We start from the raw sequence: 14112 nt of genomic DNA on the forward strand, positions 1-14112 counted from the left end.
GAAAACCTGTCTCTCAAAAACGCCTCTGGCGTTGTAAGGTTAAGCCTCACGGGTCATTAGTACCGGTTAGCTCAACGCATCGCTGCGCTTACACACCCGGCCTATCAACGTCGTAGTCTTCAACGTCCCTTCAGGACTCTCAAGGAGTCAGGGAGAACTCATCTCGGGGCAAGTTTCGTGCTTAGATGCTTTCAGCACTTATCTTTTCCGCACTTAGCTACCGGGCAATGCCATTGGCATGACAACCCGAACACCAGTGGTGCGTTCACTCCGGTCCTCTCGTACTAGGAGCAACCCCCCTCAATTCTCCAGCGCCCACGGCAGATAGGGACCGAACTGTCTCACGACGTTCTAAACCCAGCTCGCGTACCACTTTAAACGGCGAACAGCCGTACCCTTGGGACCTACTTCAGCCCCAGGATGTGATGAGCCGACATCGAGGTGCCAAACACCGCCGTCGATATGAACTCTTGGGCGGTATCAGCCTGTTATCCCCGGAGTACCTTTTATCCGTTGAGCGATGGCCCTTCCATTCAGAACCACCGGATCACTATGACCTGCTTTCGCACCTGCTCGAGCCGTCACTCTCGCAGTCAAGCCAGCTTATGCCATTGCACTAACCTCACGATGTCCGACCGTGATTAGCTGACCTTCGTGCTCCTCCGTTACTCTTTAGGAGGAGACCGCCCCAGTCAAACTACCCACCAGACACTGTCCGCAGCCCGGATTACGGGCCTACGTTAGAACATCAAACATTAAAGGGTGGTATTTCAAGGTTGGCTCCACGCAGACTGGCGTCCGCGCTTCAAAGCCTCCCACCTATCCTACACATCAAGGCTCAATGTTCAGTGTCAAGCTGTAGTAAAGGTTCACGGGGTCTTTCCGTCTTGCCGCGGGTACACTGCATCTTCACAGCGAGTTCAATTTCACTGAGTCTCGGGTGGAGACAGCCTGGCCATCATTACGCCATTCGTGCAGGTCGGAACTTACCCGACAAGGAATTTCGCTACCTTAGGACCGTTATAGTTACGGCCGCCGTTTACCGGGGCTTCGATCAAGAGCTTCTCCTTGCGGATAACCCCATCAATTAACCTTCCGGCACCGGGCAGGCGTCACACCGTATACGTCCACTTTCGTGTTTGCACAGTGCTGTGTTTTTAATAAACAGTTGCAGCCAGCTGGTATCTTCGACTGGCTTCGGCTCGGGGAGCAGGTCCCTCCACCTACGCGCCAGCGTGCCTTCTCCCGAAGTTACGGCACCATTTTGCCTAGTTCCTTCACCCGAGTTCTCTCAAGCGCCTTGGTATTCTCTACCTGACCACCTGTGTCGGTTTGGGGTACGATTCTGTGTTACCTGATGCTTAGAGGCTTTTCCTGGAAGCTGGGCATTTATCACTTCAGCACCGTAGTGCCTCGTCGTCACGCCTCAGCGTTAATAAGGGACCGGATTTACCTGGACCCTCCGCCTACACGCTTAAACCGGGACAACCGTCGCCCGGCCGATATAGCCTTCTCCGTCCCCCCTTCGCAGTAACACCGAGTACAGGAATATTAACCTGTTTCCCATCGACTACGCCTTTCGGCCTCGCCTTAGGGGTCGACTCACCCTGCTCCGATTAACGTTGAACAGGAACCCTTGGTCTTCCGGCGAGCGGGCTTTTCACCCGCTTTATCGTTACTTATGTCAGCATTCGCACTTCTGATACCTCCAGCATGCCTCACAGCACACCTTCGACGGCTTACAGAACGCTCCCCTACCCAACAACGCCTAAGCGTCGCTGCCGCAGCTTCGGTGCATGGTTTAGCCCCGTTACATCTTCCGCGCAGGCCGACTCGACCAGTGAGCTATTACGCTTTCTTTAAATGATGGCTGCTTCTAAGCCAACATCCTGGCTGTCTGTGCCTTCCCACATCGTTTCCCACTTAACCATGACTTTGGGACCTTAGCTGGCGGTCTGGGTTGTTTCCCTCTTCACGACGGACGTTAGCACCCGCCGTGTGTCTCCCGTGATAACATTCTTCGGTATTCGCAGTTTGCATCGGGTTGGTAAGCCGGGATGGCCCCCTAGCCGAAACAGTGCTCTACCCCCGAAGATGAGTTCACGAGGCGCTACCTAAATAGCTTTCGGGGAGAACCAGCTATCTCCCGGTTTGATTGGCCTTTCACCCCCAGCCACAGGTCATCCGCTAATTTTTCAACATTAGTCGGTTCGGTCCTCCAGTTAGTGTTACCCAACCTTCAACCTGCCCATGGCTAGATCACCGGGTTTCGGGTCTATACCCTGCAACTTAACGCCCAGTTAAGACTCGGTTTCCCTGCGGCTCCCCTATACGGTTAACCTTGCTACAGAATATAAGTCGCTGACCCATTATACAAAAGGTACGCAGTCACCCCCATAAAGAAGGCTCCCACTGCTTGTACGTACACGGTTTCAGGTTCTGTTTCACTCCCCTCGCCGGGGTTCTTTTCGCCTTTCCCTCACGGTACTGGTTCACTATCGGTCAGTCAGGAGTATTTAGCCTTGGAGGATGGTCCCCCCATATTCAGACAGGATACCACGTGTCCCGCCTTACTCATCGAGCTCACAGCATGTGTGTTTTTGTGTACGGGAGTATCACCCTGTACCCTGCGACTTTCCAGACGCTTCCACTAACACACAAACTGATTCAGGCTCTGGGCTGCTCCCCGTTCGCTCGCCGCTACTGGGGGAATCTCGGTTGATTTCTTTTCCTCGGGGTACTTAGATGTTTCAGTTCCCCCGGTTCGCCTTGCAGCACTATGTATTCATGCTGCAATGATGCACAGAGTGCACCGGGTTTCCCCATTCGGACATCGACGGCTGTAGCGGTTCATATCACCTTACCGTCGCTTTACGCAGATTAGCACGTCCTTCATCGCCTCTGACTGCCTGGGCATCCACCGTGTACGCTTAGTCGCTTAACCTCACAACCCACAGGCGTTTTACAACGCTGCGTGCTGCAAGCATTTGAGAGACTCGAACACATCGCCAAGTCATTCCTTATTACGGAGGAATGACGCGCTGCGTCGTTTCAATTTTCAGCTTGTTCCGGATTGTTAAAGAGCATAATACGTCGCAGCACACCGTCGCCGGTATGCTCTGAGGTATTTCAGAAAAAAACAGATAAACGGTATGGTGGAGCTAAGCGGGATCGAACCGCTGACCTCCTGCGTGCAAGGCAGGCGCTCTCCCAGCTGAGCTATAGCCCCATACAGTTACTGCAGAGACCACTACTACCACTCAACCGAGTACACTTCGTGAGAAATGTAATTCGTGCTCAGGCGAGGCATGTTTCCGCGAAGCATAGTGAACTATGCGAGCCGGAGACATAACGCAGCGTGAGTGCGAATTTGGTAGGCCTGAGTGGACTTGAACCACCGACCTCACCCTTATCAGGGGTGCGCTCTAACCACCTGAGCTACAAGCCTGTAGAGGTTTCTTCTGCTCGTTACTTTTTATCAGACAATCTGTGTGGACACTGCGCGGGAAGGTATCTTCAGGTAAGGAGGTGATCCAACCGCAGGTTCCCCTACGGTTACCTTGTTACGACTTCACCCCAGTCATGAATCACAAAGTGGTAAGCGCCCTCCCGAAGGTTAAGCTACCTACTTCTTTTGCAACCCACTCCCATGGTGTGACGGGCGGTGTGTACAAGGCCCGGGAACGTATTCACCGTGGCATTCTGATCCACGATTACTAGCGATTCCGACTTCACGGAGTCGAGTTGCAGACTCCGATCCGGACTACGACGCACTTTGTGAGGTCCGCTTGCTCTCGCGAGGTCGCTTCTCTTTGTATGCGCCATTGTAGCACGTGTGTAGCCCTACTCGTAAGGGCCATGATGACTTGACGTCATCCCCACCTTCCTCCGGTTTATCACCGGCAGTCTCCTTTGAGTTCCCGACCGAATCGCTGGCAACAAAGGATAAGGGTTGCGCTCGTTGCGGGACTTAACCCAACATTTCACAACACGAGCTGACGACAGCCATGCAGCACCTGTCTCACGGTTCCCGAAGGCACTAAGGCATCTCTGCCAAATTCCGTGGATGTCAAGAGTAGGTAAGGTTCTTCGCGTTGCATCGAATTAAACCACATGCTCCACCGCTTGTGCGGGCCCCCGTCAATTCATTTGAGTTTTAACCTTGCGGCCGTACTCCCCAGGCGGTCGACTTAACGCGTTAGCTCCGGAAGCCACTCCTCAAGGGAACAACCTCCAAGTCGACATCGTTTACGGCGTGGACTACCAGGGTATCTAATCCTGTTTGCTCCCCACGCTTTCGCACCTGAGCGTCAGTCTTTGTCCAGGGGGCCGCCTTCGCCACCGGTATTCCTCCAGATCTCTACGCATTTCACCGCTACACCTGGAATTCTACCCCCCTCTACAAGACTCAAGCCTGCCAGTTTCAAATGCAGTTCCCAGGTTAAGCCCGGGGATTTCACATCTGACTTAACAGACCGCCTGCGTGCGCTTTACGCCCAGTAATTCCGATTAACGCTTGCACCCTCCGTATTACCGCGGCTGCTGGCACGGAGTTAGCCGGTGCTTCTTCTGCGGGTAACGTCAATCGACGCGGTTATTAACCGCATCGCCTTCCTCCCCGCTGAAAGTACTTTACAACCCGAAGGCCTTCTTCATACACGCGGCATGGCTGCATCAGGCTTGCGCCCATTGTGCAATATTCCCCACTGCTGCCTCCCGTAGGAGTCTGGACCGTGTCTCAGTTCCAGTGTGGCTGGTCATCCTCTCAGACCAGCTAGGGATCGTCGCCTAGGTGGGCCATTACCCCGCCTACTAGCTAATCCCATCTGGGTTCATCCGATAGTGAGAGGCCCGAAGGTCCCCCTCTTTGGTCTTGCGACGTTATGCGGTATTAGCCACCGTTTCCAGTGGTTATCCCCCTCTATCGGGCAGATCCCCAGACATTACTCACCCGTCCGCCACTCGTCACCCGAGAGCAAGCTCTCTGTGCTACCGTCCGACTTGCATGTGTTAGGCCTGCCGCCAGCGTTCAATCTGAGCCATGATCAAACTCTTCAATTTAAGTTTGATTTGCTTAAACAAGTTAAGCGGTGCTCATCTGTAAAACGTCATAATGAATTTCATTATGTGTTCACTCGTGAGGCTTGATATTTTTTACGTCCGGAGACGCTGATATCAATCCTGCGAGTGCCCACACAGATTGTCTGATAAATTGTTAAAGAGCATGCCGCGATTTACTGCGGCGCGGGCTGCGTATATTACGCTTTCCGCATTGTCAGTCAAGCATTTATTTTCGCTTAACTCACTGGTTCGTATGATTTCGAACCTACTCAACCCGGCGCTTCGTAAGCCGTTGTGCCGTGTCAGTGGAGGCGCATTATAGGGAGTTCTCGGAGGGTGACAAGTGCTAATTTCAAATAAAATTCCGAGTGCTGATTTTTTCAGCTAAAAGCCGCTAAAGCGCCAGTTTTTCCAGCAACGGGAAGCCATAACGCCGTAAAACGGGTGATAATTGTACCGCTTCGCCATCCAGCTCCGTACAAAATGCAACGTTCTGCTGCGATGAATGCACTTCAGGTGCTTCATGCTCCAGCAGCCAGGCTGTGCGTCGTGCAATTGCCGCACCGGAATCAATCAGACGCGTCCCTTCCGGTAACACCTGCTGCAACTCTTCGCGCAGTAAAGGAAAGTGCGTACAGCCTAAAACGACCGTGTCCGGTGGTTCCGCCATCCGCAGCCACGGCTGAACAATACGGCGCACCTCATCCAGAGCAACTTCCGCACCATGGAGCTTCGCTTCTGCCAGTTCAACCAGCTCCGCTGATCCCAGCATCTCTATCTTGCAGGAACCGGCAAACTGCGACACCAGCTCATGGGTATAAGGACGGCGCACCGTGGCACGCGTCGCCAGCAAGCCCACTACACCATTTCGCGTCAGGCGCGCGGCCGGTTTAATCGCCGGAACCACCCCCACGACAGGAAAGGCAAAACGTTTACGTAAAGCGGGCAATGAAACGGTGCTGGCCGTATTACAGGCGATGATCACTAACGAGAGAGGATAGCTGCGGGTAATGGCCTCAACGATAGCGACCACCCGATCCACAATGAAAGTCTCGCTTTTCTCACCGTAAGGGAAGCCAGCGTTATCGAAGGCGTAGAGATAATGAAGATCCGGCAACAGCTGACGGACCTCATCATAGACAGAAAGCCCACCGACGCCGGAATCAAACACCAGCACGGTGGGACGCAAATCAGAAGTTATAGCTGCCGCTGAGGTAATACTCTCGTCCTGGTGTCTGATAGCCATACACTGTCTCGTAATCTTTATCGAACAGGTTGGCAATTCTACCACGAACCGTGAGTTGTGAAGTGACAGGATATGAGACGGCGAGATCCCACAGGCTGACGCCACCTAACTTCACGCGACGGCTGGGAGAGCTGTTAAAGTCAGTATCATAACGGTCACCCAGATAATGGTAGGTAACTGACCAGTCAAACTCATACAGCGTCCAGTCGAGCTGATATTTCACCTGCTGCTTAGCCCGGCGTACGAGCGGCTGATCGGTGCTGCCATCCCGTGCGTCGACATAATCATAAGAGAGCTGATGCGCCAGCGGCCCGGTGTCGAATCCTGCGGTCGCTTCAACGCCTTTAATGCGGGCCTGCTTAATGTTGTAGTAACGGAAAGTCGCCGGATCAGCATCAATCAGATTATCGATGTCGTTGCGATAGCCCGAAACACGCCAGTTCACCGGTCCGCTCAGCCCTTCAAAGCCGCCTTCCCACTGCTTACTTTTTTCAGGATCGAGGTCGCGATTGCCATAAAACGGGCTGTAAACCTGCGACAGATTAGGTGCTTTAAAAGCGGTGCCATAAGAGGCGAACGCACGGTAGCCGGAGATAAACTCCCATGAGGCCGCCGTCTGCCAGGTGTTATGCCAGCCAAACTGATTGTTGTCGTCACCGCGTACCGCACCTTCAAGGGTGACGCTGCCAAACTGCTGCTGGCCGGTCAGGTAGAGACCGGTATTACGCTGCTCATAGCCATCTGACAAATAGTTCGTGCCCGGCTCGGTCGTCTCTTTCTGCCAGTCGACACCCGCGCTGATCGCCCCCTGCCCCACCTGCACGGTGTTGCCCCACTGCAGATTGTACTGGGTGACATCATCAAAGGTGGACGCGGCACCGTAGCGGCCATTGCGCGGATCGTAGTTGATGTCTTTGGTATGGCCATAACTGGCGATGAGCTGGGTAGAGTAGAAGTCACGATTGAAGCGTAACCCGGTGTCCCAGGTCTGGCTGTAGAGCTGGCGGGTATCCGCCAGCCCGATAATATTGAAATTATTATCATAGGTGTATGAACCGTCGTAGGCGGTGCGGTTATCAAACCCGTAGCCGCGCACAAAACCACTGAGTTCATCGCTGAACTGATGCTCAAGGTTGCCATACAGGGTTTTGCTCATGAAGCCGTCGCGATCGTGCTGCGCCGGGCCATAGTCATTGGGATAACCCGCCACCACGTCATACCCTTTGATATAGGTGTAGTTGCCTGCCAGAGTGAGCTTTGTCGCATCGCCCAGCATCTGCTGGGTTGAGCCGTCGTAGGATTGATAGCCGTTTGACCCGACGCCCGCCGTCAGCGTGGTGCCGGGTTGCGATCGGCCCGTAATGATATTCACCACGCCGCCAATCGCATCGGAACCGTAGACTGCAGAACGCGCACCGCGAATATATTCGATGCGCTGCACCAGTGACAGCGGGATCTGGCTGAGGTCAGACGAACCGGTGATGCCCGCCTGATTAAGCCGGATACCATCAATCAGGATCAGTACATGTCTCGATTCGGTGCCCCGAATAAACAGCGAACTCTGCTGCCCTAACCCGCCACTTTGCGCGACATCGACACCCGGCAGGCGGCGCATCACATCCGTCAGGCTTTTGGCCTGCCAGCGATCAATCTCATCACGTGTGACAACGGTGGTGGGTGCCAGCACACCTGAAACAGGTTCAGCAAAACGGTTGGCGGTGACTATTTGCGTATCATCATTCCCCTGAGCAAAACCGTATTGCGCCCAGAGAGAAATCGCCGTTGCGCTCAGAGCGAACAGCGATGCAGTTTTTTTTGTCATTTTTTATCGCATCCATAAGACGAAGCAGGATGCCGCAGGCCGACAATCAATAGCACGCGATGATTGTACGAGTAGCGACGTTACACCGGCAGGTCTTCGGGCTGGGAACCATAAGTGATGATGACTTCCCATCCCACAGGACAGTGTCTGCAATTGCACTCATCACGACATTCCTTACCGCTGCGCGTCAGCTCCAGATTCACACTGGATTCCCTATTAACTCGGGCTTGAGGCCGGCGTCTGCAGTCTACGGAGTGGAGATACGGAAGTCCAGACTGCCAAACATCTTCTCGCTGCAGGACTGGACATCAGCAAGTGAATGCCTACAATCGCCCGCTGGTAAGCTATTAATCAGGATTGATCATGACACCCGAACATCTCCCCATTGAAGACTATGACGCACAGCTGGCGGAAAAAGTCAGTCGTTTAGAGACGATGATGACGCCGTTTGCTGCGCCCGACGTGGAGGTGTTCCGTTCACCGGTCAGCCACTATCGGATGCGCGCCGAATTCCGCCTGTGGCACGACGGCGATGATATCTATCACATCATCTTTGATCAGCAGACACGCGAGCGGATCCGTGTTGATCAGTTCCCGGCGGCCAGCCAGCTGATCAATCAGCTGATGCCAAAGATGATCGCCGCGATCTGTGATAACCGTACCCTGCGTCATAAACTGTTCCAGATCGACTATCTTTCGACCCTGAGCAATCAGATTGTGATTTCGCTGCTCTATCACCGCAAACTGGATGATGAGTGGCAGCAGGCAGCCGCGGCGCTGCGTGATCAGCTTCGCGCGGAAGGGCTGGATGTGCAGCTGATTGGACGCGCCACCAAGACCAAAATCTGTCTGGATCGCGACTACGTTGATGAGTGTCTGCCGGTAGCGGGTCGCGAGATTATCTATCGTCAGGTCGAAAACAGTTTTACCCAGCCTAATGCGGCGATGAATATTCAGATGCTGGAGTGGGCGCTGGATGTGACGCAGGATTCACAGGGCGACCTGCTGGAACTCTACTGCGGTAATGGCAACTTCTCGCTGGCGCTGGCACGCAATTTCCGCCGCGTTCTGGCGACTGAGATCGCCAAGCCCTCTGTTGCGTCAGCACAATACAATATTGCCGTGAACCAGATTGATAACGTGCAGATCATTCGTATGGCGGCGGAAGAGTTTACCCAGGCGATGAATGGCGTGCGCAGCTTTAATCGTCTGGAAGGAATTGACCTGACCAGCTACGAATGCGAGACGATTTTTGTCGATCCGCCGCGCAGCGGACTGGATGAAGAGACGGTGAAAATGGTGCAGGCGTATCCGCGCATCCTTTATATCTCCTGCAATCCGCAGACCCTCAGCGACAATCTGCAGACGCTGGCGGAAACGCACGATGTGACGCGGCTGGCGCTGTTTGATCAGTTCCCCTATACCCACCATATGGAATGCGGTGTCCTGCTGACACGTAAAGCGTAAACAAAAACGGGAACCCTGAGGTTCCCGTTTTTTTTATCACTACTGATTACGCTTGCGCTTAAAACGCGTCGCAATCCAGAACACCAGCGCTACCATCAGAACGGTGGGAACGAAGTTGGAGCCAATATCCGGGTATTCTGCCCGCACCAGCGCGCTATAAACCAGAATCCCCAGCAGGAAAAACGCCGCTGCCAGTCCTGGCATACCGTCCGGCATATTAGTGTTGAGGTAACGCTGATGCAGACACCAGGCCGCCAGACCCAGCGCAATCAGCGGAAAAATCGAAAATGGAACAAAGGCGCTGAACAGCACAGAAAACGAGCCGTTAATTGCTAAGCCGGTAATAAAAGCCAGTACCAGTGTGCTTTTATCGCGAGTACCTGGGTGGGTCATGGACTGATCCTTACTCATTGCTCTTCGGGTTTTTCCAGGGTGGCCGCCAGTCGCTCTTGCTCCCGGCGGTACCAGTAATAAGCGCCTTTGGCGATCATACGCAGCTGTAACACCAGCCGATCCTCAAGCTTACGTCGCTGCTCAGCATCAACATCCAGTGCTTCTGCACCGGCGCTGAAAACAATGGTCACCATCGCTTCAGCCTGCGCTTCGGTAAAACTGCGCGGCATGCGATTTTCGACCTCAAGATAATCGGCCAGTTCAGCGATAAAGTGCTGAATTTCACGCGCCACGGCGGCACGAAAAGCGGCAGAGGTGCCGGAACGTTCACGCAGTAACAGGCGGAAAGCGTTGGGATTGTTGCCGATAAACTCCATAAAGGTCGACACCGACGTTTTAATGATGCTGCCGCCTTTGGCAATACGCTGGCGCGCCTGGCGCATCAGCTGTCGCAACATCAGCCCGCTTTCATCTACCATCGTCAGGCCAAGCTCATCAACATCCTTGAAATGACGATAAAAGGAGGTAGGTGCAATCCCTGCTTCACGGGCAACCTCCCGCAAACTCAGACTGGCAAAACTGCGCTCGGCGCTGAGCTGACTGAAGGCGGCTTCAATCAGTGTACGTCGTGTACGTTCTTTTTGTTGCGCTCTGACGCCCATTCTCTCTGCCTTTAGCGGTGTTAAGCAGGCACTATAACAAAATTTTCAGCGTACAGATTGGCAATCTTTGTCACCGCCTGTGAACCTCACTCTTTGTCAAAATGTGATGAAAATCGCTGATAGAATTCAGAAGTGCGCGACGAGATGTTAGAATCTCGTTGTAAAAATGTATAAATAATAGGACGTATCGGTATGCAAAAGTCTTACGATTACGATGCCATTGTGATTGGCTCAGGGCCCGGCGGTGAAGGGGCGGCGATGGGGCTGGTAAAACAGGGAGCGCGCATCGCCGTGATCGAACGCTACCACAACATCGGCGGCGGTTGTACGCACTGGGGCACCATCCCTTCTAAAGCCCTTCGCCACGCCGTCAGTCGCATTATTGAATTCAACCAAAATCCGCTCTACAGCGATCATACCCGACTGCTTCGCTCCTCTTTTGCCGACATTCTCAATCACACTGAAAACGTGATCAGCCAGCAGACAGCCATGCGTCAGGGCTTCTACGAGCGTAACCGTTGTGAACTTTATCAGGGCGATGCGCATTTTGTTGATGCCAACACCATTGAGATTGAGCAACCGGATGGCACGCGTGAGACGCTGACGGCAGAGAAGTTTGTTATCGCCTGTGGTTCACGACCTTACCATCCTGACAATGTCGACTTTACCCATCCACGCGTTTATGACTCCGACTCTATTCTCAATCTGCACCACGAACCGGGCCACGTCATTATTTATGGCGCGGGCGTGATTGGCTGTGAATATGCGTCGATTTTCCGTGGCCTGAACGTCAAAGTTGACCTGATTAACACCCGCGATCGCCTGCTGGCGTTTCTTGATCAGGAGATGTCTGACTCTCTCTCTTACCACTTCTGGAACAGCGGCGTGGTGATTCGTCACAACGAAGAGTTTGAGAAGATCGAAGGGGTGGAAGATGGCGTCATCATGCATCTGAAGTCGGGTAAGAAAGTGAAAGCCGACTGTCTGCTTTACGCCAATGGCCGTACCGGCAACACCGATTCGCTGTCGCTGGAAAATGTGGGCCTGGAAGCGGATGGTCGTGGCCTGCTGAAAGTGAACAGCATGTATCAGACGGCTCAGCCGCACATTTATGCCGTCGGAGACGTCATTGGCTATCCAAGCCTGGCCTCAGCCGCCTACGATCAGGGCCGTATTGCCGCTCAGGCGATTATCAAAGGGGAAGCGTCAGCGCACCTGATTGAAGATATCCCAACCGGGATTTACACCATTCCGGAAATCAGCTCCGTGGGTAAAACCGAGCAGCAGCTGACGGCAATGAAGGTGCCTTACGAGGTAGGCCGCGCGCAGTTCAAACATCTGGCGCGAGCGCAGATCGTTGGCATGAACGTTGGCAGCCTGAAGATTCTGTTCCATCGGGAAACCAAAGAGATTCTGGGAATTCACTGCTTTGGTGAACGTGCCGCCGAGATTATTCACATCGGTCAGGCAATCATGGAGCAGAAAAACGGTGGCAACACGATTGAGTACTTCGTGAATACCACCTTTAACTATCCGACCATGGCCGAAGCCTATCGCGTTGCGGCGTTAAACGGCTTAAACCGCCTGTTTTAACGCGGCGTCGAAATAGTGCTGCATGTGGGTTTTAATCGCCTCTGCCAGCTGTTCATAACGGCTGCGCAGAGGTGAACCCGGTCGATAGACCAGCGCAATTGTACGCTGTGGCACCGGTTTGTAGCAGGTGAGATAGCAGACGCCATCGCGGATACGCTCCGGTGGGACTGCCAGCGCCGGTAGCAACGTAATCCCGCTGCCTGCCGCCACCATATTGCGCAGCGTCTCAAGACTGGTCGCGCGGAAATGGGTATCTTCATCGGCGCCCGCCTCAAAGCAGAACCCCATCGCCTGGTCACGCAGACAGTGCCCATCTTCCAGCATCAGCAGCTTCTCGCCTGCCAGATCGGACATAGGTACCCGGTCGCGATCGCACCAGGGATGATCGGCATAGACTGCCAGCTTCATCGGCTCATCAAACAACGGCACTTCGATAAAGGCCTGGCTCTCTTTGACCAGCGCGATAATCGCGCAGTCCAGCTTGCCGCTATCGAGCTGTGCCAGCAGTTGCTGCGTCTGCGCTTCGTGCAGATACATCTCCAGTTTCGGGAATGTCTGGTGCAGCGTCGGGATAATCTGTGGCAATAAGTAGGGCGCGGTAGTCGGGATGAGGCCGATATGCAGCGGACCTGACATCGCTTCCCCTTGCTGACTGGCCATCTCTTTCAGCACTTTCACTTCACGCAGCACCGTACGCGCCTGATCCACCAGCAGCAAACCTGCCTGGGTGAACAGCACTTTACGGCTGGTGCGCTCCAGCAGCATCACACCCAGCTCATCTTCCAGCTTACGGATCTGCCCGCTTAACGTCGGCTGACTGACATGACACGCATCCGCGGCACGGCGGAAATGACGGTGTTCAGCAAGCGAAACCAGATATTCAAGATCACGAATATTCATTATTACCCTCCAAGCCACGATAGACCGTGGCGATAGATAGAATAGCAATGAACGATTGGCCCTATCAAGGGTGGTTGGGAATAATGCGCACATCAAATGGAACGCGGTATGTCAGGAGAAAAAAATGTTTGCAAGTCAGGAAGGTAAAGCTATTCCGTCAGTGACTTTTCACACACGTCAGGGCGATCGCTGGGTCGATGTCACCACTGAAGCGCTGTTTAAAGACAAAACGGTCATCGTTTTTTCACTGCCGGGCGCATTCACACCGACCTGCTCCTCCAGCCATCTGCCGCGTTACAACGAATTAGCGGGTCTGTTTGCCCAGCAGGGTGTGGACAGCATTCTGTGCGTCTCGGTGAATGACACGTTTGTGATGAACGCCTGGAAAGCAGAACAGCGCGCAGACAACATTACCTTTATTCCTGATGGCAACGGCGAGTTTACCCGCGGCATGGAGATGCTGGTTGAGAAAGCCGATCTCGGCTTTGGCCCACGTTCATGGCGCTACTCGATGCTGGTGCGTAACGGCGTGGTAGAGAAAATGTTTGTTGAGCCAAACAAGCCAGGCGACCCATTTGAGGTCTCTGATGCCGACACCATGCTGCGCTATCTGGCGCCCGAGTGTAAAGCTCAGGAGTCGGTCTCAATCTTCACTAAACCTGGCTGCACCTTCTGCACCCAGGCAAAACAGATGCTGATGGATCATGGTATTCAGTACGAAGAGATCGTGCTGGGACAGGATGCAACAACCGTGAGTCTGCGCGCCGTTTCAGGCCGGGCGACGGTACCGCAGATCTTCATGGGAGGTCGTCACATTGGCGGCAGTGAGGATCTGCAGCAATATCTGCTGTCAGCGTAAGAGAATCTGAGCGTCGGCCGGGAGAGCAGGCGCTTTGATGATGTGCCTATAAAAATGAGTAATTCTGAAGCTAGAGGTTGGCGGGCATTTAATGTGCCCGCTTTTTTTT

General features: G+C 53.8%; 8 protein-coding genes, 2 tRNA genes, 2 rRNA genes and 1 riboswitch. Of the genes, 3 read left to right on the top strand and 9 right to left on the bottom strand.

Translation table 11 applies throughout. The features are described from left to right. Positions 1-35: 35 nt before the first annotated feature. From ACMGGP_RS17235 to btuB, 6 genes are all read right to left on the bottom strand, one after another. Positions 36-2944 (bottom strand): 23S ribosomal RNA (locus ACMGGP_RS17235). A 209-nt stretch (positions 2945-3153) separates the two neighbouring features. Beyond that, a tRNA-Ala gene (locus tag ACMGGP_RS17240) sits at positions 3154-3229 on the bottom strand. 142 nt (positions 3230-3371) lie between these two features. Further along, positions 3372-3448, bottom strand: a tRNA-Ile gene (locus ACMGGP_RS17245). A gap of 73 nt (positions 3449-3521) precedes the next feature. Next, positions 3522-5061: ribosomal RNA gene (locus ACMGGP_RS17250) — 16S ribosomal RNA — on the bottom strand. The 16S and 23S rRNA genes sit together here with 2 tRNA genes alongside, the layout of an rRNA operon. A 394-nt stretch (positions 5062-5455) precedes the next feature. Beyond that, positions 5456-6307, bottom strand: a complete 852-nt coding sequence (gene murI, locus ACMGGP_RS17255; RefSeq protein WP_498798665.1) for a glutamate racemase — start codon at positions 6305-6307, stop codon at positions 5456-5458. Beyond that, positions 6252-8129: a TonB-dependent vitamin B12 receptor BtuB gene (btuB, locus tag ACMGGP_RS17260; RefSeq protein WP_498798666.1), complete on the bottom strand. Its 1878-nt coding sequence runs from the start codon at positions 8127-8129 to the stop codon at positions 6252-6254. The genes murI and btuB overlap by 56 nt, the downstream gene beginning before the upstream one ends. A gap of 70 nt (positions 8130-8199) precedes the next feature. Further along, a riboswitch (cobalamin riboswitch) is annotated at positions 8200-8382 on the bottom strand. Between the two features lie 110 nt (positions 8383-8492). Here btuB and trmA point away from each other — a divergent pair. Continuing rightward, positions 8493-9596 (top strand): tRNA (uridine(54)-C5)-methyltransferase TrmA, encoded by a 1104-nt coding sequence (trmA, locus tag ACMGGP_RS17265; RefSeq protein WP_163850166.1) that lies wholly within the window; start codon positions 8493-8495, stop codon positions 9594-9596. Positions 9597-9635: 39 nt separating this feature from the next. Here trmA and ACMGGP_RS17270 read toward each other — a convergent pair whose 3' ends face one another. Next, positions 9636-9989, bottom strand: coding sequence for a YijD family membrane protein (locus ACMGGP_RS17270; RefSeq protein ID WP_010258126.1), 354 nt, complete (start codon positions 9987-9989; stop codon positions 9636-9638). A gap of 14 nt (positions 9990-10003) precedes the next feature. Then, entirely contained in the window at positions 10004-10651 is a 648-nt protein-coding gene (gene fabR, locus ACMGGP_RS17275; protein WP_010258128.1) for an HTH-type transcriptional repressor FabR, read from the bottom strand. A gap of 192 nt (positions 10652-10843) precedes the next feature. Here fabR and sthA point away from each other — a divergent pair, with 192 nt between their 5' ends. Then, positions 10844-12244: a Si-specific NAD(P)(+) transhydrogenase gene (sthA, locus tag ACMGGP_RS17280; RefSeq protein WP_010258130.1), complete on the top strand. Its 1401-nt coding sequence runs from the start codon at positions 10844-10846 to the stop codon at positions 12242-12244. Here sthA and oxyR read toward each other — a convergent pair. Next, on the bottom strand, positions 12227-13144 hold the full coding sequence (gene oxyR, locus ACMGGP_RS17285) for a DNA-binding transcriptional regulator OxyR (protein WP_010258132.1): 918 nt from the start codon (positions 13142-13144) through the stop codon (positions 12227-12229). The genes sthA and oxyR overlap by 18 nt on opposite strands. Before the next feature lie 124 nt (positions 13145-13268). Between oxyR and ACMGGP_RS17290 the strand changes: the two genes are divergently transcribed. Next, a complete protein-coding gene (locus tag ACMGGP_RS17290; RefSeq protein WP_010672060.1) occupies positions 13269-14003 on the top strand; it encodes a glutathione peroxidase in 735 nt (244 codons plus the stop codon). Positions 14004-14112: the final 109 nt, after the last annotated feature.

The sequence above is a fragment of the Curtobacterium sp. BNK-1 genome (genome assembly GCF_048685235.1).
Taxonomy (GTDB): Bacteria; Pseudomonadota; Gammaproteobacteria; order Enterobacterales; family Enterobacteriaceae; genus Pantoea; species Pantoea agglomerans.

What these genes read in the sequence shown, in the direction of transcription:
- fabR (WP_010258128.1), bottom strand. Translation starts at nt 10,651, where the DNA reads ATGGGCGTCAGAGCGCAACAAAAAGAACGTACACGACGTACACTGATT.
- ACMGGP_RS17270 (WP_010258126.1), bottom strand. Translation starts at nt 9,989, where the DNA reads ATGACCCACCCAGGTACTCGCGATAAAAGCACACTGGTACTGGCTTTT.
- sthA (WP_010258130.1), top strand. Translation starts at nt 10,844, where the DNA reads ATGCAAAAGTCTTACGATTACGATGCCATTGTGATTGGCTCAGGGCCC.
- btuB (WP_498798666.1), bottom strand. Translation starts at nt 8,129, where the DNA reads ATGACAAAAAAAACTGCATCGCTGTTCGCTCTGAGCGCAACGGCGATT.
- oxyR (WP_010258132.1), bottom strand. Translation starts at nt 13,144, where the DNA reads ATGAATATTCGTGATCTTGAATATCTGGTTTCGCTTGCTGAACACCGT.
- ACMGGP_RS17290 (WP_010672060.1), top strand. Translation starts at nt 13,269, where the DNA reads ATGTTTGCAAGTCAGGAAGGTAAAGCTATTCCGTCAGTGACTTTTCAC.
- trmA (WP_163850166.1), top strand. Translation starts at nt 8,493, where the DNA reads ATGACACCCGAACATCTCCCCATTGAAGACTATGACGCACAGCTGGCG.
- murI (WP_498798665.1), bottom strand. Translation starts at nt 6,307, where the DNA reads ATGGCTATCAGACACCAGGACGAGAGTATTACCTCAGCGGCAGCTATA.